Genomic DNA, 16,625 nt, shown 5'->3' with positions numbered 1-16,625 from the left:
GAAGAGACTGCATGGACTTCGGTACCTTTCTCGTTCAGTGCCTGAACTCCGTGCAGTACGGATTGCTGCTGTTCCTCGTCGCCTCCGGGCTGACGCTGATCTTCGGGATCATGGGCGTGATCAATCTCGCCCACGGCAGCTTCTACATGATCGGCGCTTACATGGCGTTCGCGCTGTCGCCGCTGTTCGGCGACCAGTTCATCGTGATGCTGGTGGCGGGCGTGGTGCTGGCTGCCGTCTTCGGCTATGTGCTGGAGTGGGCCTTCTTCAGCTACCTCTACCAACGGGACCATCTGCAGCAGGTGCTGATGACTTACGGTTTGATCCTCGTCTTCGAGGAACTGCGTTCAATTCTGATCGGCAATGACGTGCACGGCGTGAAGGCGCCGCCCTGGCTCGAAGGCAGCTTCGCGCTGGGCGATCTCATGAGCTACCCGTGGTACCGGCTCTTCGCTTCGGCGGCGTGCGTGGTGCTGGCGGTCGCGCTGTACTACGTGGTCAACCGCACGCGGCTGGGCATGATGATCCGCGCCGGTGCGAGCAATCGCGACATGGTGCGCGGGTTGGGCATCGACATCCGCCGGCTGTATCGCATCGTCTTCGCGGCCGGCGTGGCGCTGGCGGCGTTGGCCGGGATGATTGCGGCGCCGATGTCCTCCGTCTATCCGGGCATGGGTGCGAGCGTGCTGATCATCTGCTTCGTGGTGGTAGTGATCGGCGGCATCGGGTCGATCACCGGTGCCCTCGTGGCTTCGCTGCTGGTGGGCTTTGTCGATACCTTCGGCAAGGTCTTCTTCGCCGAACTGAGCGGCATGGGGGTGTATGTGCTGATGGCCATCGTGCTCATCTGGCGCCCGGAAGGTCTCATGGGGCGCAAGGTCTGACATGCAACGCATCTCGCACTTCATCCCGCTGCTCTGCGCCATCGCGCTGGCCTTGCTCGGCCCGATGCTGAGCCCCTATCTCTCGGACCTGGTCGTGAAGGTGATGATCCTTTCGATCTTCGCGCTGAGCCTCGAACTGCTGGTCGGCATGACCGGCCTCGTGAGCCTGGGCCACGCGGCCTTCTACGGCATCGGCGCGTATGCCACGGTGCTCGGCTCGGGCAAGGACGGCGGCTCGATCGCCTTCCTGCTGCCGCTGGCGATGGGCTCGGCGGCAGCCTATGCACTCGTCGTCGGCGCGCTGAGCCTGCGCACTCGCGGCGTGTACTTCATCATGGTCACGCTGGCCTTCGCGCAGATGGCCTTCTTCGTATTCCACGACACCGCGCTGGGCGGCGGCAGCGACGGCATCTACATGTACATCCGCCCTGCCCTCGGCGCGCTCGACATGGAGAACCGCAGCGTGCAGTTCTATTTCGTGCTGGCCGCCCTCGCGGGCACCTACGGCTTTCTCGCGCTGATCCGGCGGTCGCGCTTCGGTGCCGCGCTGGCGGGCATCCGCGTCAACGAGCAGCGCATGCGCGCGGCGGGCTTTCCGGTGTACGGCTACAAGCTCGCGGCTTTCGTGATCGCGGGGGCGCTGGCAGGGCTGGCGGGCTTTCTCGTGGCGTCGCGCGACGGCGTGGTGAACCCGGAGTTGCTCGCATGGCACAACTCGGGCGAGGTGCTGCTGATGATCATCCTGGGCGGCCTCGGCCATCTGCGCGGCGCGGTGATCGGCGCCGTCGCCTTCACGCTGCTGAAGGAACTGCTGTCCACGCATGCCATCGTCGGGCCGCTGGCCGACCACTGGCAGCTGACGCTGGGCCTCGCCATCATCGCCTTCGTCGCGTTGCTGCCCAAGGGCATCATCGGGATTGCGTCGCGCATTTCGCCGAAGGGGGCCGCATGAGCGCGGCGCCGGGCCGCCCCAAGCAAGCTCGCACCCCCTCGGGGGGCAGCGAGGACACAAAGTGCCGAGCTTGGGGGCTTGTATGACCACCCTTCTTGCAGTCGATACCTTGACGCGCCGCTTCGGCGGGCTCGTCGCCGTCAATGCCGTGACGCTGGACCTGCGCCGGGGCGAGGTGCATGCCGTGATCGGCACCAACGGCGCCGGCAAATCCACGCTGATCAACATGCTCTCGGGCGAGATCAGCGCGTCCGACGGCCGCATCTCGCTCGACGGCGCCGACATCACGCAGCGCGCACAGTTCCGCCGCGCGCTGGCCGGTGTGGGCCGCAGCTACCAGCGCACCACGATCTTTCCGGAGTTCACCGTGCTCGAGAACTGCCGGCTCGCCGCGCAGGCCGCGACGCCGCGGCCATGGGCCATCTGGCAATCGTCGAAGCAGTGCGCCACGAGCAATGCCGCCGCGCGCGAGTCCCTCGCGGCCGCCGGACTCGACGCTGTGGCCGATCGCATCGCCGGAACGCTGAGCCACGGCGCCAAGCGCCAGCTCGAAGTCGCAATGTGCCTTGCCACGAATCCGCGCGTTCTGCTGCTCGACGAGCCGCTGGCCGGCATGGGCGCCGAGGAGACCGAGCGCATGCTGGGGCTGCTGTCCAGCCTGAAGGCCTCGCACGCGATCCTTCTTGTCGAGCACGACATGGATGCGGTGTTCCGCATTGCCGACCGCATCACGGTGATGGTCAACGGCACGGTGATCGCGACGGGTGATCCCGCTTCGATCCGTACCAACCCCGAAGTGCGCACGGCCTACCTCGGTGAGGAACATTGACATGCTCCAGATCGAAGGCCTCAACACCTACTATGGCGACAGCCACATCCTGCGCGGCGTGGATGTCGAGATTCCCGCCGCCACGTCCGTCGGCCTACTCGGCCGCAACGGCATGGGCAAGACCACGCTGATCCGCTCGCTGATGGGCTATGTGCGCCCGGCTTCCGGCCACGTGCGGCTCGACGGCCAGGAGGTCACCGGTTGGGTGCCGGAGAAGATGGCGCGCCGCGGCATCGGCTACGTGCCTGAAGGCCGGGGCATCTTCCCGAACCTCTCGGTGCGCGAGAACCTCGTGATGAGCGCGCGCGCCGGCATCGACGGCAAGCGCGACTGGACCTTCGACCGCGTGATGGCGACGTTTCCGCGGCTGACGGAGCGCCTCTCGCACGGTGGCCAGCAACTGTCGGGCGGCGAGCAGCAGATGCTCTCCATCGGCCGCGCGCTGATGACCAACCCGCGTCTCATGATTCTCGACGAGGCGACCGAGGGACTCGCGCCGCTGATCGTGGTTGAAATCTGGCGCGTGATCAGCGACATCCGCGCGACGGGCATCGCGACGCTGATCGTCGATCGCGACTGGCGCAAGGTGCTCGCGCACACCGACCGGGCGGTGGTGATGGAGAAGGGCCGCATCGTGCGGCAGGGCGCTTCTGCGGAGCTGGTGGCTGCGCCGGATGTGCTGGAGGAACTGCTGGGCGTGTGATCCGCCGGCGCGGAGCTCGATTGCGGAGCCCCGCATCGAGTGCCAAAATTCGGCGCTCCAAGGAGGAACGCCATGCCTTCGCATCGATCTCCTATGCCGCGTCGGCGCGTCTACGCGGCGTCCGCCTGCATCCTCGCTTCAACCGGCTTGCTGGTGGCGGACGGTGTCAACGCCGGTCGCGCCGCTGACGGGTTCGACCCATTGCTGTCGCCCACGGGCAGCATCTGTGGACCGGTCGTCTCCGGCCCCCCCGAATTGTTGAAAGCGCTGATCCGCGTCGCGAACCAGACTGCGCCGCCAGCGGACGCGGCCGGCGGCGAGCCGCCGCTCTACAAGAACCTGGGCTCGCTCCAGTTCCGCATCACGACCCGCAACGCCCAGGCGCAGGCGTACTTCAACCAAGGATTGCGACTGGCTTTCGGCTTCAACCACGCCGAGGCGCAGCGTGCCTTCCAGGCCGCGCAGAAGCTCGACCCCCAGTGCGCCATGTGCTTCTGGGGCGAAGCCTATGTGCTCGGCACCAACATCAACGTTCCGATGATGCCGGAGGCCAACGCGCCCGCCATGGGGGCCCTGGGCAAGGCGGTCGCCCTCAAGGGCAACGCCACCGCGAAGGAACAGGCGCTGATCGGTGCGCTCGAAAAGCGCTATGCCGCGAATCCTCCGCCCGATCGCGCGCCGCTCGATGCGGCCTATGCCGATGCAATGAAGGCGGTCGCGACTGCCTTTCCCTCCGACAACACGGTGCTGACGCTCTACGCCGAAGCCGCGATGGACACGCAGCCCTGGGACTACTGGGAAGCCGGCGGCGCCAAGGCGAAGGGGCGCGGCGCGGACATCGTCGGCACGCTCGAGACCGTGCTCGGTCGCGACCCGGCTCATGCGGGCGCGATCCATCTGTACATCCACGCGATGGAAGCGTCGACGAAGCCCGAGAAGGCCCTGCCCTACGCCAACCGCCTCGCGGCGCTGATGCCAGGCGCCGGCCACATCGTCCATATGCCCGCGCACATCTACTACCGCGTGGGCATGTACCGCGACTCGATGACGCTCAACCGCAAGGCGGCCCAGGTCGACGAGAACTACTTCAAGACCTCGCCGTCGGACCCGATCTACAAGACGGCCTACTACCCGCACAACATCCACTTCGTGCTGGTGTCGGCGCAGATGGGCGGCGACGGCAAGACCGCCGTGGAGTCGGCGAAGAAGCTGGACGCCTCGGTGCCGATGGAGCTGGTGAAGGCGTTCCCGATCCTGCAGCCGATCAAGTCCGCCCCCTTCGCGGCCCATGCGCGCTTCAGCGATGCGGACACCATCCTCCAGCTCTCGCCGCCGAGCGACGACGCCGCACTGGTCTCGACCATGTACCACTATGCGCGCGCCGTCGCCTTCGCATCGCAGAAGGACAAGGCCGGCGCGCAGAAGGAAATCGACGCCATCGAGAACATCGAGCGCACGGCCGACTACAAGGCCTTCGAGGCGTGGGCGCTACCCGCGAGGGAGATCATCCGCACCGCGGGCCTCGTGGCTGCGGCGCGGCTCGCCGACGCGAACGGCGATCTCGATACGGCGGCCAAGCTCTATTCGGACGCCATCAAGATCGAGGACACCATCCCCTACACCGAACCGCCCTACTGGTACTACCCGGTGCGACAGTCGCTCGGGTCAGTGAAGCTGCGCCAGGGCAAGCTCGACGAGGCGCAGCAGGCGTTTCGCGATTCGTTGGTCCACGTGCGCAACAACGGCTGGGCGCTCGCGGGGCTGGTGGAGGTGGAGCGCAAGAGGGGCGACGCATCGGCGGAACGGGCAGCGAAGGGGGCCTATGAGCGCGCGTGGTTCGGGCCGCGTGGCGGGCCGGATCTGGCGCGGCTTTGAGGGTCGCTGTCAGCAGGAATCTATTCGAGAACCACGTCCGCCGACATCAAACGCGCTTTCGACACGGTGATGCCGAGCGCCTTGGCGGCCCGCTTGTCGATCACCAGTTCGAGCTTGGTGGCCTGCTCGAAGGGCATCTCGGCCGGTTTATCGCCCTTGAGGATCTTGTCGACGAGGGAGGCCGCACGCCTGAACATGGCCGGGAAATCCGACTGGTACGAGGCCAGGCCGCCTCCGGTCAGGAAATCGCGGCCGCCCCACACGGAGGGCATGCGCCGCTGCAGGCACAACTCGTTGAGTCGCACCCGATGCGTGTACGTGTTGCTATCGGCGAAAACGACGAGGCCACCAACCTGTTCGCGAGCCATGGCCGCAAACGCGCCCTCGAAATCGTCAGGCCCTCGCGCCTCATACACACTGATCTGCACGCCCAGCGTACGCTCCCACTTGGCGATCTCGCGGTCCAAGCCCGTGAACGGGCCCGCATTGGGATTGGCCAGGATCCCGATCCGGCGCACGGTTGGCACGAACTCGTGCACAAGCTGCACGCGCTTGGCGACGACCTCCTGTCCGTACGCGCTGATCCCGGTGATATTGCCGCCGGGACGCGCCATCGTCACCGCGAGGCCCATCACGATCGGGTTCTCGATACTTGCGGCAACCACGGGTAGTGTGCGGGTTGCATTCTTGGCAGCGTAAGTTGCGGCGGGAAACGCCGCGACCAGGACATCGAGTTCGAGCCGCAGCAACTCATTGGCGAGTTCAGGCAGGCGCTCGAATTTGCCGTCGGCTGACCGGACCTGGAGAACGATGTTCTGACCCTCGATGTACCCCAACTGGCGCAGACCCTGGCGAAATGGTTCGACAACCGCTCGCTGCATACCGGTATCGAGAGCCGGCTCGATCAGAAGCCCGACGCGAGCCTGGCGGCCCAAGACCTGGGCCAGGCTCCTCCAAGGCAGCGTCAGCAGAGGGAGCAGCGCGGCGCAGGCAGTTCGGCGCTTCAGCCTCCCGCCCGCATCGAGCGATCTGGAAATCATGATCTCTGCGCCCCCATGCATGCCGGCAGGCATCGGCTGGGACGGTACGCCTCGACATAGGGACCGTCAATCGGCTCACGCCGAGGATTTGCGAGGGGGCGAACGCGTCGGATCCGCTCAGCGCGCGTCTGCTTCGGCCGCCAGCCAGTGGTCCAGGGACGTCCTGCCCGTCCAATGTTTGCCGGCCGGGATCAACGAACTATCGGTCAGCGGCGCTCCGAAGTAGGTGGCGTCGTGGTCCGTCACGACTTCGCGTGCATCCTTCGCGGTTCTCAGCACGTGGCGGATCAAGTCATCCAGCGGAACGGCTTGCGGGCCTGCGATGTCCCTGATGCCGTTCAATGGCTCGTGGCCCACGACCTCGGAGAGAGCCGCCGCCACATCGGACGAGGCGATGGGCTGGAGAGGGCCGGTCGGCAGCCGCACCGTCTGCCCGCTGGTGTTCGCCTGGGCGATGGGCATCAGGAACTCGAAGAACTGCGTCGCGCGCACGATGGTGTACGGCACGCCTCCGCCTTCGATCAACGATTCCTGCGCCACCTTGGCGCGCAGGTAGCCGCTGGCGGGCGCGCGATCCGCACCCACCACGGACAGCGCGACGAAGTGGCCCACTCCCGCGTTGGTACTGGCGGCCAGCAGGTTCCGGGTCGAGTCCTGGAAGAACTGCATGACCTGGTCGTCTGCGAACGAGGGAGAGTTGGAAACGTCGACGACGACCTGCGCACCCGCCAGCGCCTGGGCGAGGCCCTCCCCCGTCACGGTATTGACGCCCGATGAGGGCGACGCCGACGTCACCTCGTGGCCGGATTGGCGCAGCAAGGTCGACAGCTTCTTTCCGATGAGGCCGCTGCCTCCGACGATCACGACTTTCATGTCAGGTCCTTCAGTACGTTGTTGAGAGGTGGAGGACGGCAGCCCATTCGACCATCCATACCTGCAAGACGTGCGACGAAGGCCGGTTGTGACGGATCGGCGAAAAAAACTCAGTGCGGCCGATTCGCGGCGGCGGGATCCCCGCCGAGCGCGGCGACGATGCGTGCCAGCTTGTCGGGATTGCGCTGCGCGTGGATGCGCAGGATGCGCTCGCCATCGGTTTCGATGGCCTGCGCGGATTCCAGCTCGCCGTTGATAAAGCGCAGCAAGCCCCACTCCCCGTTGAGCATGACGACCTCGAAGTGCACCGCCTCGTGATGCCGCAGGCTCGTCGCGTAGTAGAGCTGCGCGATGCGCTGGCCGCCCACCAGCGGCACGCCGAAGCTCGGCACCTTGCCGCCGCCATCGCCGATGAGTTGCGCGTCGTCGGCCAGCATGGCCTTCAGCGCGGAGAACTCGCCGCGCGTCGCGGCATCGGCGAAGCCCTGCAAGAGCCGAAGCTGGGTATCGCGAGGCACGACATGGCGGGGCCGCTTGTCCTGCAACTGCTCCTTGGCTCGGTGCACGAGTTGCCTGCACGCGCTCTCGCTCTTGCCGAGGGCCGCGGCCACTTCGCCGTAGTCCGCGTCGAATACCTCCCGCAGCAGGAAGGCCGCGCGCGCCTCGGGCGCGAGGCGCTCCAGCACGGCGAGAAAGGCGATGGAGATGTCGTCGGCACGCTCCAGCATCTGCTCGGGCGTGCTCGGCGAGTCGGACAGCAGGGGTTCCGGCAGCCAGGTGCCGATGTAGTGCTCGCGCTGGACCTTGGCGGAGCGAAGCCGGTCGATCGCCAGCCGCGTGGTGACTGAGACCAGCCACGCCTCGCTGTTGTCCACACGCTCCTGCTCTGCCTCATGCCAGCGCAGCCAGGCGTCCTGCACGACTTCCTCCGCCTCGGCGGAGGAGCCCAGCATGCGGTAGGCGATGCCCTGCAAACGAGGGCGCAGGCGCGTGAAGGTGTCGGTCGTATCGTTCATGAATGCCTAGACGTTCGGCCACCCCGGTTTGTGACAGCCGTCCAACCAGCGGCGGCTTTCGAATGCTATTGGCAGGCGCACGAGGGCGGCTTGACGCACGAAGCCGCCGCAGTGTCGGTCGCCAGCACGCTGGAGCCGCCGACGCACAGCGCCTGCTTGAGCGCCGGACAGGCCGTCTCGCAGCTCGCGCACGCACCGTTGGCCGGTGCGGAGCAATGGGCCGGTCCGACCACCGTCTTCAGCAGCACGACGTCCGAGGAGGTCGTCGTGCATCCGCAGAGAGCGATGGCGATGAGAGCCGAGAGCAGGAGCGTCCTCATTCGCAGTCCCCTTGGTTTGAGTTGGGCCTGCATCATGCGCGAAAACGCCGGGACCGAGGCGACCTCCTCACTGCTCAACGGCAAACAACCGCCACTCCTCAGGGATTCCCTTCAGGCGCTGCATCCCTCGATCCAGAAATGACAGCCCGGAGCCCGCCACCAAATCCCTGACAGTGCTGGAAACAAGCACTTCGCCCGTCTGCGCATGCGTCGCCACACGCGCGCCGGTATGCACTGCAATACCTGCAACCTTGTCACCGATCACCTCACACTCCCCGGTATGAAGCCCCGCGCGGATCTCGAGGCCGAGCGCACGGACTTCGCGGGAGATGGCGCACGCGCAGCGCACTGCGCGAGCCGGGCCATCGAAGGTGGCAAGGAACCCGTCTCCCGCGGTGTCGATCTCCCGTCCCCGAAAGTGCTCCAGCTCGCGGCGAACCAATGCGTGGTGACTTTCGAGCAGATCGTGCCAGCCGCGATCGCCGAGGACGGCGGCGCGTTCCGTGGACCCCACGATGTCGGTGAACATGACAGTGACCAGAAGCCGGTCGGCCTCGACGCCGAGTCGGGCGCCAGTGAGGAACTCTTCGATCTCATCGAGAATGACGTCGCCATCGCAGCCCCACGGGACGTGATCGATGCCGTGAAGTTCGACCAGCTTCGCTCCGGCGATTTGCTCGCTCATGTACTGGCTTGCGCCGAAGTCGATGACGCGATCGTTTCGGCTGTGCAACAGCAGGGTGGGCACGCGTACTGCGGGCAGCACGTGGCGGATATCGATATCCAGATTCATGCGCAAAACCGCCGCTGCAGCTGCAGGGCTGGCACTGGAGCGCAGCCAGCGCGCCCACCATTGACGGCACCGTTCGTCCCCGACCTGGCTCGGCCACCGTGTCTCGATGCCGACCGCGCCGCCCCAGTCACGCTCCACCTGATCGGCAACGACGAGCAATTGATCCCTCGTCAGGCCCCAGGGGTAGTCGGCCCCCCGAGTGCGCCTTGCGAAGGCACCGCACATGATGAGCGCCGAAGCGCGAGCGGGGTAGGTGGCGGCGAACAGGGCACACATCGCGCCGCCCTCCGAATAGCCGTACAGCGCCGCGCGCTCCGAGCCAACGGCGTCCATGACCGCCCGCACGTCGTCCATGCGGACTTCGAGGGTGGGCATGTCGCTGACGCGGTCCGACAGACCCGTTCCCCTCTTGTCGAACAGGATCAGTCGGGAGAACGAGGCCAGCCGCGTGAACATCCGCGCCAGCGCTGGCTCCTCCCAGAAGACATCGAGGTTCGAAACCCATCCCGGAACGAGCACGAGGTCTCGCGGGCCATTGCCGATCGTCTGGTAGGCGATGTTGACGCCACCGCTCTTCGCGTAGTGGGTGGTGGGAACCATGGAGTCATCCCCTGAGAGCTTCGGTCTTCCGGCGTTGCCGGTTTGAAGCTTGCCTGTTGTCTGCCGCTACGGCCGCGCAGGTTTTGAAGAAAGGTTACGCCCTTTCCCCTACCCCGTAAACGATGCCCACGCGCCAGCAAAGAAGCTCCATGCAAGCGAGCGCTCGCGACGTCTTTTGAACGACCCTTTCTTTGTTGCACTTCAACAACGTGCTCCTCGAAGCCCCCTTGGCGTCGCGTTCATATTTGTAAAGAATTGCGCCTCTTTGTAGGCAAATAGTGCACAGTATTGAGAGGCTGAGGGTCGGAATCGTGCCTTGTTTGCCGTGCTCAAGCTACGTCATGGCAGTCCACTGCCAGCGTCTGGAGGGACCCCGATGAGCAAGCACGCGACGGAAGTCGAGGCCGTGTTCGGCCTCTATCAAGCTGCGGTGACGCCGGACCGGTGGCATGACGCCTTGTCATCGATCATGCCTCTCGTCGGCGCGGATTCGTTTCACTTCCTGGGCTGGAACAAGACCAAGTTCGAGACCGACTTCAACCTGTTTTCGAATCCTGAATTCGTGACGCAAGGCGAGAAGTATTCGGCCTATTACGGCGGCATCGATCCGAGAAGGCAGTTCGCCGAGACGATTCCGGTCGGGGAGCTTTTCCTGTGCCAGAACCTGTTCTCCGAAGCCTACGTCGCGCGCAGCGAGTTCTATCAGGACTTCCTGTTGCCGAGCGGCCACCGGTACATGATGGGGACCAAGACACTCAGCAACTCCAATCACGAGACCGCATTGGCGGTGCTTCGCAATGCGGATCGCCCGAGCGCATTCTCCGAAGCAGACATCGCGACCGGGCAGCGCCTCATGGCCCACGTCAGCAAAGCCTGTCAACTGTGGGCGCATACCGAATCCCTGCGCCTCGGCACGCATTTGTCCCGTGCGTCTGCCTTCGCGCTGATAGGTCTGGATTCATTCAGGCGCATCGTCCACCTGAATCCGGCGGCCGAAGCGCTGTTGAAACGCCGGGATTGCCTTGCGCAGCAGAATGGGTTTCTTGCCGCCCTTCTTCCAGACAATGCCAGCACGCTACGAGTAGCGATAAAGCGGGTGATGGACACAGGCTGCGCGGTGAACCTCGCCATTTCGGGGCTGCGCAGCGGGCTGGATTCATGCATGCTCCGAATCGCACGACTGGAGCGGCCCTCCGAATTCGGCCTCTTGCTCTCGAGCGCCGACGTCATGATCACAGCGCAGATGCGCGACGCTCCCGTGAACCTCACGCCGAGAATCCTGCATGAGACCTTCGGGCTCACCAAGGCGGAGGCTGCCGTGGCCATCGCCATGGCCGAAGGCAGAACGCCAGAAGAGCATGCGACAAGAACCGGGCTCGGGATGCCGACCGTCCGAACCCAATTGCGATCGGTGTTCGAGAAGACCCAGACGCATCGTCAGGCGGAGTTGGTGCGCTTGCTGCTGCAGATGCCATCGACCTGAGTCAGTCGAAGCTAACCGGAACGCGGCCACTCCGCTAGCATCCGGGCACTTGGCCTTGCCCTGTCAGCCTTTGGAAGGAGCGCGTCATGCCTGTCAGTCTCAATGGACCGACCGTCGGCCTCGGGGGATCAACGTGACGGATCTGACGCCGCCGCCGACTCCGCCTCGCCCTTCTCAATCGGCAAAGAACACGGCACCGGCGCCTGCAGAGGCGCCGGTGACTCTCGAGTGGCTGGGCTGGGTTGCCGAGCAGCATCTGCGCGGATGTACGCCCGAGTCCATGCTCGCATCGATGACCGCCGCGGGCCTCGAGCGGGAGACGAGTGCTTCGGTGATCGAGCTCGTGCCCGGTAACCCGATCTATGTCGCCGCCGAGCGCCAGGCACATCAGTTGCGCAAGCTGGAGTCCACGGTGGCCAACCTGCAGCGCCTTTGGGAGCTCGAGCCAACCTACGCCGCGGTGGACAAGCGCTCAGTGGTTTCGGACGCCGAATTCGTGTACCGCTATGTTCTCGGATGTCGCCCGCTGGTGCTCACCGGCCACGCGCGGGATTGGCCAGCCATGCAGCGATGGTCGCCTGCCGATCTCAAGACGAGGTTCGGAGGCTTCGACGTGGAGATCCAGGCAGAACGCCAGGTCAATCCTCGCTACGAAGAAGACAAGGGCTTGCATCGGCGCACCGTCCGACTCGGTGATTTTGTCGACCAGGTACTTGCAGGAGGGGCAACCAACGACTACTACCTCACTGCGAACAACGAGGCTTTGCGGCGGCCGGAATTCGCACCGCTGCTGGATGACATCGGAAGCCTGCCGCCGTATTGCAATCGCGCGGAGCTGGCCGAGCGCTCTTCCTTCTGGTTCGGTCCGGCCGGCACCGTGACCCCTCTTCACCACGACACGCTGATGCTCTTCCACACGCAGGTCGTAGGACGCAAGCGCTGGAGACTGATCTCTCCGCTTCAGGGGCCGCGCCTCTACAACACGAACGGGGTCTTCAGTCCCATCGACCTGGATGCGGTGGATCTCGCGCAATTTCCCTTGTTCGAGGGAGTGAACGTGCTGGAGGTGGTGGTGGAACCGGGCGAGACGATGTTCCTGCCGCTGGGCTGGTGGCACCAGGTGCGCTCGCTGGACGTGAGCCTTTCATTCTCCTATTCGAACCTGGCACTGCCGATTGCAAACCAGTTCACGTACTTCGATCCGCGTCCCCGCACGATCCCGGCGGGATGATGCGGGGTACGGCCCGTCCGCCGGCGCATGCGCGGCTCCCAGAGGCGCTGGATATGCACTGCTATGTCGGCGATGGCCTGCGGCCGGTCAGCGGGCCGATGGCAGGTCGGCGTCGCCTTGGTGGATACCCTCGGTTCGATCGCATGGCGCGCACTTCCAGCGGTCATCGTGCAACGGGGGCCTGACCTTCTTGTTTTGCACCCGTCCTGCCGGCTACTCTGCCGCCGACCACCTTTCACCTCGGGGCCGGCCCATGAATATCTCAGGCAGCACACGCGTCTTCCTCATCCTGGGCGACCCCGTGGCGCAGGTCAAGGCTCCGCAGGCCTTCAACCACCTCTTCCGTGAACACGGCGTTGACGCGGTGCTGGTCCCTGCCCACGTGGCGCCGGCGGACTTCGCCGCTTTTGCGACGCAGGCCTTGAAGGCGCGCAACATCGACGGCCTGTGGCTCACGATTCCCCACAAGAGCAGCATGATCCCGTTGCTGGACCATTGCGATGCGCTGGGGCTCGCGGCCGGCGCAGTCAACGCGGCACGCCGCAATGACGATGGGTCGATCGAAGGCGCCTTGTTCGACGGCGTGGGTTTCACCAAGGCCCTGGACCACTGGGCGATCCCGATCGAAGGGCGGCGGATTCTGGTGGTGGGAGTGGGCGGCGCCGGCGTCGCGATCGCAGCGTCGTTGGCAGCACGCCGCGCCGGCTGCGTAGCGCTCTCCGCCCGAAATCCCGGCCCTGCGATCGACGTGGCCGCGCGCTTGCGCGAGCGCTTCGAGTGCGAGGTGGTGTCGGTCGCGACGCCCGACCCCGCCGGCTACGACCTGGTCATCAACGCCACGCCGCTCGGGCTCGACCCCGGCGATCCGCTGGCTGTCGACGTCGCTCGGCTGGACGCCGGTGCCAGCTTGGTCGACATCCTGATGAAGAACCAGCCCACCCCGCTGCTGCGCGCCTGCGAGACCCGGGGCATTCGCGCCTATCCCGGCTTCGAGATGCTGATCCAGCAGGTCCCCGAATACCTTTCGTTCTTCGGCATGGCGGACATTTCGCGGAAGGTCGCCGCGGACTTGTCCGGGGTGCGCGCACTGTTCGGCGCCTAAAGCAGCGGCCGCAGGGACTGCGCCGTTTCGCTCAAGGCCGGTACCAGCCTCGCGATGACCTGCTCGCGCGACCACGAGCGCATCTGCAGCGTGATGCTGATCGCGGCGACGGCAACGCCCCGCCGGTCGCGCACGGCCATGGCCACGCCGAGCAGGGCGGGATCGAGGTGTTCCTCGATGATCCAATACCCCAGGTCGCGGGCTGCACGGACGTGCTCCAGGAAGACCGCCGGATCGGTCACGGTCTTCGACGTGAAAGCCGTGAACACATGCTCACCGACCCAGCGCTGCAGCTTGTTGTCGTCGAGTGTCGCGAGCAGCGCCACCCCCGGGGTCACCACGTGTGCCGCGACACGCAGGCCAGGGTAGAAGCCGACCGACACCAATCGCGGGCTGTTGCTGCGCGAGATGTAGACCACGTCGTGGCCTTCCAGCACGCTCACATTGACGGTCTCGCTGGTGCGGGCAGAGAGGTGTTCGATCGCGGGCTGGACCAGGCGCGGCACGCGCGCCGCGTCCAGGAAGCTTTCACCGAGCCGCAGGACACGCGCCGTCAGCCAGAACAGCTTGCCGTCAGTGTTGGCGTAGCCGTGATGGCACAGCGTCAGCAGATGGCGGCGCGCCGCGGTGCGCGACAGTCCCGTGCGCGCAGCCACCTCGGAAGCGCTCATGCGCGAATGCGCTGCATCGAAGGCTTCGATCACCGAGAGGCCGCGAGCCAGGCCTTCGATATGGTCTTCCGGTTCGATCGGGAACGCATCGGTCGAACTCGTCGGGGAGGCATGTGCGGACATCCGTAGAAACCATCTAAACGAACGTTGATCGGACGGGTGCAGCCGCCAAGCGGTCAGTGCGCAAGGCGCAGTCATTGTGCCGGAATGGCGTGCTCGCTACGCTTGTCCTCCGCTTCGGATCCTCCGGACTTCTACCAAGGGAAATCGACATGCACCGCTCCATCGCCACGGTCTCGCTGAGCGGCACGCTGCGCCAGAAGCTCGAAGCCATCGCCGCGGCGGGCTTCGACGGCATCGAGCTTTTCGAGCCCGATTTCGTCCAGTTCGCCGGCAGCGCGAGCGAGTTGCGGACGATGCTGTCCGACCTGGGCCTCAGCCTCGATCTGTACCAGCCGTTCCGGGATTTCGAGGGCATGCCGCAGGCCCAGTTCGAGCGCAGCCTGGACCGGGCCGAGCGCAAGTTCGACTTGATGGAGGCGCTCGGCGCGCCGCTGGTGCTGGTGTGCTCGAACACTTCGCCCTTGTCGCTCGGCGAGGTCGATCTCGCCGCCGAGCAACTGCGCGAGTTGGCCGAGCGCGCGGCGCGGCGCAACCTGCGCATCGGCTACGAGGCGCTCGCCTGGGGCCGCCATGTCAACCGCTTCGGCCAAGCCTGGGAGCGGGTGCGGCGGGCCGACCATCCGCACCTCGGCCTGATCCTCGACAGCTTCCACACGCTGTCTCTGAACGACGATCCGTCCGGCATCGCGGATATCCCGGGCGACAAGATCGCCTTCCTGCAGATGGCCGATGCACCCCGGCTGGCGATGGACGTGCTGCAGTGGGCACGGCACTTCCGCAACTTCCCCGGCCAGGGGCAGTTCGACATGGTGGGCTTCCTGGAGGTCGTGCTGCGTGCCGGCTACACCGGTCCGCTGTCGCTGGAGATCTTCAACGACATCTTTCGGGAAACACCGAACCGCCGCACGGCGACCGATGCCATGCGCTCGCTGCTTCTGCTGGAGAGCGAGGTCCGGGCGCGCCTGCCGTCCACGCAGGCGCAGGCCGGCCCGGTCGTGCGCACAGAGCTGTTCGATCCGCCAGCCATGCCGCGACTGACAGGCTTCCGCTTCCTGGAGTTCGCGGTCGACGAGGCCGCTGCGGCCGGGCTCGGCACCGTGCTCGAGCAGATGGGATTCCGGCGTGCGGGTCGGCATCGCAGCAAGCAGGCCGTTCTCTATGCACAGGGCGACATCCGACTGGTGGTCAACGCGCAGGTCGAATCGCTGGCGCGCCAGCGATTCGACCAGCAGGGCCCGACGGTCTACGCGCTGGGGCTCGGGACGACCGACCCGGAGCTGGCGGCCAGCCGGGCCGCGGCCTTGCTCTCTGCACGCTTCGACAGTCCGATCGGGCAGGAGGAGCTCCGGCTGCCGGCCATCGTGGCGCCCGGCGGCACGGTGATCCATTTCGTGCCGGACCCGTCCAGCGTGGCTTTCGATCAGGTGGACTTCATTCCCGAAGCCGATGGCGACGACGTAGCTCCGCTTCTGCAATGCGTGGACCACCTGGCGCTCGGGCTCGCCCAGGACCAGCTCGACAGCTGGGTGCTCTTCTGCCGCGCCGTGCTGGGGCTGTCGCCGGGGGACAGCCTGGAGCTGGCCGACCCCTTCGGCCTGATCCGAACCTGCGGCCTTGCCAACGCAGACCGCACGCTGCGCTTCGTGCTCAACGTCTCGCTGAGCCAGCGCACTCGTACCGCACGTACCGTGGCGTCCAGCGGCAGCGGCGGGAGTGTCCACCACATCGCTTTCGGCTCGACGGACATCTTTGCCGCCGTCGAGCGGATGCGCGAACGAGGGACGCCCTTCGTGCCGATCTCGGCCAACTACTACGACGACCTGGCCACCCGCTTCGACATCGCGGCGCCGGTGCTCGAAAGAATGCGCACGCTCGGCATCCTCTTCGACCGCACGGCCGACGGCGACTACTTCCACATCTACACGGAAAGCTTCGGCGACCGGTTCTTCTTCGAGATCGTCCAGCGCGCAGGCGCCTACGATGCCTATGGCGCACTCAACGCACCGGCGCGCATGGCATCGCAAGCGCAGCAGGCAGGCACGCGCTGATCGCCGCGCGGGGCTTTCTTATCAGGGATCACCCTTGATTGAATCGATCACCGGACAGGTTGTCCGCAAGGCGTGCGCACAG

16 protein-coding genes are annotated in these 16,625 nt (G+C 66.0%); 9 read left to right on the top strand and 7 right to left on the bottom strand.

The window, feature by feature from the left end; genetic code table 11:
• Positions 1 to 11 precede the first annotated feature (11 nt).
• The 5 genes from QTI24_RS12200 (at position 12) to QTI24_RS12180 (ending at position 5,243) form a co-directional block, all read left to right on the top strand.
• Complete coding sequence (locus tag QTI24_RS12200) at positions 12 to 884, top strand: branched-chain amino acid ABC transporter permease (protein WP_286600687.1); 873 nt, start codon at positions 12 to 14, stop codon at positions 882 to 884.
• 1 nt (position 885) lies between these two features.
• Complete coding sequence (locus QTI24_RS12195; RefSeq protein WP_286600685.1) at positions 886 to 1,836, top strand: branched-chain amino acid ABC transporter permease; 951 nt, start codon at positions 886 to 888, stop codon at positions 1,834 to 1,836.
• An 82-nt stretch (positions 1,837 to 1,918) separates the two neighbouring features.
• A complete protein-coding gene (locus tag QTI24_RS12190; protein ID WP_286600684.1) occupies positions 1,919 to 2,665 on the top strand; it encodes an ABC transporter ATP-binding protein in 747 nt (248 codons plus the stop codon).
• 1 nt (position 2,666) lies between these two features.
• Positions 2,667 to 3,368 (top strand): ABC transporter ATP-binding protein, encoded by a 702-nt coding sequence (locus tag QTI24_RS12185; RefSeq protein WP_286600683.1) that lies wholly within the window; start codon positions 2,667 to 2,669, stop codon positions 3,366 to 3,368.
• Between the two features lie 72 nt (positions 3,369 to 3,440).
• Positions 3,441 to 5,243 (top strand): tetratricopeptide repeat protein, encoded by a 1,803-nt coding sequence (locus tag QTI24_RS12180; protein WP_286600682.1) that lies wholly within the window; start codon positions 3,441 to 3,443, stop codon positions 5,241 to 5,243.
• A gap of 20 nt (positions 5,244 to 5,263) precedes the next feature.
• Here the strand turns inward: QTI24_RS12180 and QTI24_RS12175 are convergent, their stop codons facing one another.
• The 5 genes from QTI24_RS12175 to QTI24_RS12155 form a co-directional block, all read right to left on the bottom strand.
• Entirely contained in the window at positions 5,264 to 6,283 is a 1,020-nt protein-coding gene (locus QTI24_RS12175; protein WP_286600681.1) for an ABC transporter substrate-binding protein, read from the bottom strand.
• A 117-nt stretch (positions 6,284 to 6,400) separates the two neighbouring features.
• Positions 6,401 to 7,156 carry an SDR family oxidoreductase gene (locus QTI24_RS12170; protein WP_286600680.1) on the bottom strand — a complete coding sequence of 252 codons (756 nt, stop codon included), beginning with the start codon at positions 7,154 to 7,156 and terminating at the stop codon, positions 6,401 to 6,403.
• A gap of 110 nt (positions 7,157 to 7,266) precedes the next feature.
• Positions 7,267 to 8,172 (bottom strand): RNA polymerase sigma-70 factor, encoded by a 906-nt coding sequence (locus QTI24_RS12165; RefSeq protein ID WP_286600679.1) that lies wholly within the window; start codon positions 8,170 to 8,172, stop codon positions 7,267 to 7,269.
• 65 nt (positions 8,173 to 8,237) lie between these two features.
• Positions 8,238 to 8,492, bottom strand: a complete 255-nt coding sequence (locus QTI24_RS12160; protein WP_286600677.1) for a hypothetical protein — start codon at positions 8,490 to 8,492, stop codon at positions 8,238 to 8,240.
• Positions 8,493 to 8,559: 67 nt separating this feature from the next.
• The gene (locus QTI24_RS12155) at positions 8,560 to 9,885 is read right to left on the bottom strand and encodes an adenylate/guanylate cyclase domain-containing protein (protein ID WP_286600675.1); all 1,326 of its coding nucleotides are present in this window, start codon (positions 9,883 to 9,885) and stop codon (positions 8,560 to 8,562) included.
• 316 nt (positions 9,886 to 10,201) lie between these two features.
• Here QTI24_RS12155 and QTI24_RS12150 point away from each other — a divergent pair, with 316 nt between their 5' ends.
• Positions 10,202 to 11,368: a helix-turn-helix transcriptional regulator gene (locus QTI24_RS12150; protein ID WP_286600673.1), complete on the top strand. Its 1,167-nt coding sequence runs from the start codon at positions 10,202 to 10,204 to the stop codon at positions 11,366 to 11,368.
• Between the two features lie 133 nt (positions 11,369 to 11,501).
• Positions 11,502 to 12,599 (top strand): cupin-like domain-containing protein, encoded by a 1,098-nt coding sequence (locus QTI24_RS12145; RefSeq protein WP_286600672.1) that lies wholly within the window; start codon positions 11,502 to 11,504, stop codon positions 12,597 to 12,599.
• Here the strand turns inward: QTI24_RS12145 and QTI24_RS31480 are convergent.
• A complete protein-coding gene (locus QTI24_RS31480) occupies positions 12,521 to 12,766 on the bottom strand; it encodes a formate dehydrogenase subunit delta (protein ID WP_353506089.1) in 246 nt (81 codons plus the stop codon). The two genes, QTI24_RS12145 and QTI24_RS31480, sit on opposite strands and share 79 nt — an antisense overlap.
• Before the next feature lie 86 nt (positions 12,767 to 12,852).
• Here QTI24_RS31480 and QTI24_RS12140 point away from each other — a divergent pair, with 86 nt between their 5' ends.
• Positions 12,853 to 13,701: a shikimate dehydrogenase family protein gene (locus tag QTI24_RS12140; RefSeq protein WP_286600671.1), complete on the top strand. Its 849-nt coding sequence runs from the start codon at positions 12,853 to 12,855 to the stop codon at positions 13,699 to 13,701.
• On the opposite strand, the gene QTI24_RS12135 is transcribed toward QTI24_RS12140, so the two are convergent.
• Positions 13,698 to 14,495 carry an IclR family transcriptional regulator domain-containing protein gene (locus tag QTI24_RS12135; RefSeq protein WP_286600669.1) on the bottom strand — a complete coding sequence of 266 codons (798 nt, stop codon included), beginning with the start codon at positions 14,493 to 14,495 and terminating at the stop codon, positions 13,698 to 13,700. The genes QTI24_RS12140 and QTI24_RS12135 overlap by 4 nt on opposite strands.
• A gap of 149 nt (positions 14,496 to 14,644) precedes the next feature.
• Here QTI24_RS12135 and QTI24_RS12130 point away from each other — a divergent pair, with 149 nt between their 5' ends.
• Positions 14,645 to 16,543: a bifunctional sugar phosphate isomerase/epimerase/4-hydroxyphenylpyruvate dioxygenase family protein gene (locus QTI24_RS12130; RefSeq protein WP_286600668.1), complete on the top strand. Its 1,899-nt coding sequence runs from the start codon at positions 14,645 to 14,647 to the stop codon at positions 16,541 to 16,543.
• Positions 16,544 to 16,625: the final 82 nt, after the last annotated feature.

This window comes from Variovorax sp. J22P240, assembly GCF_030316855.1.
Lineage (GTDB): Bacteria > Pseudomonadota > Gammaproteobacteria > Burkholderiales > Burkholderiaceae_C > Variovorax.
Note: the sequence above shows the minus strand (reverse complement) of the source record. Positions and strands in the feature narration are given on the sequence as shown.

What these genes read in the sequence shown, in the direction of transcription:
- QTI24_RS12200 (WP_286600687.1), top strand. Translation starts at nt 12, where the DNA reads ATGGACTTCGGTACCTTTCTCGTTCAGTGCCTGAACTCCGTGCAGTAC.
- QTI24_RS12195 (WP_286600685.1), top strand. Translation starts at nt 886, where the DNA reads ATGCAACGCATCTCGCACTTCATCCCGCTGCTCTGCGCCATCGCGCTG.
- QTI24_RS12190 (WP_286600684.1), top strand. Translation starts at nt 1,919, where the DNA reads ATGACCACCCTTCTTGCAGTCGATACCTTGACGCGCCGCTTCGGCGGG.
- QTI24_RS12185 (WP_286600683.1), top strand. Translation starts at nt 2,667, where the DNA reads ATGCTCCAGATCGAAGGCCTCAACACCTACTATGGCGACAGCCACATC.
- QTI24_RS12180 (WP_286600682.1), top strand. Translation starts at nt 3,441, where the DNA reads ATGCCTTCGCATCGATCTCCTATGCCGCGTCGGCGCGTCTACGCGGCG.
- QTI24_RS12175 (WP_286600681.1), bottom strand. Translation starts at nt 6,283, where the DNA reads ATGATTTCCAGATCGCTCGATGCGGGCGGGAGGCTGAAGCGCCGAACT.
- QTI24_RS12170 (WP_286600680.1), bottom strand. Translation starts at nt 7,156, where the DNA reads ATGAAAGTCGTGATCGTCGGAGGCAGCGGCCTCATCGGAAAGAAGCTG.
- QTI24_RS12165 (WP_286600679.1), bottom strand. Translation starts at nt 8,172, where the DNA reads ATGAACGATACGACCGACACCTTCACGCGCCTGCGCCCTCGTTTGCAG.
- QTI24_RS12160 (WP_286600677.1), bottom strand. Translation starts at nt 8,492, where the DNA reads ATGAGGACGCTCCTGCTCTCGGCTCTCATCGCCATCGCTCTCTGCGGA.
- QTI24_RS12155 (WP_286600675.1), bottom strand. Translation starts at nt 9,885, where the DNA reads ATGGTTCCCACCACCCACTACGCGAAGAGCGGTGGCGTCAACATCGCC.
- QTI24_RS31480 (WP_353506089.1), bottom strand. Translation starts at nt 12,766, where the DNA reads ATGACCGCTGGAAGTGCGCGCCATGCGATCGAACCGAGGGTATCCACC.
- QTI24_RS12140 (WP_286600671.1), top strand. Translation starts at nt 12,853, where the DNA reads ATGAATATCTCAGGCAGCACACGCGTCTTCCTCATCCTGGGCGACCCC.
- QTI24_RS12135 (WP_286600669.1), bottom strand. Translation starts at nt 14,495, where the DNA reads ATGTCCGCACATGCCTCCCCGACGAGTTCGACCGATGCGTTCCCGATC.
- QTI24_RS12130 (WP_286600668.1), top strand. Translation starts at nt 14,645, where the DNA reads ATGCACCGCTCCATCGCCACGGTCTCGCTGAGCGGCACGCTGCGCCAG.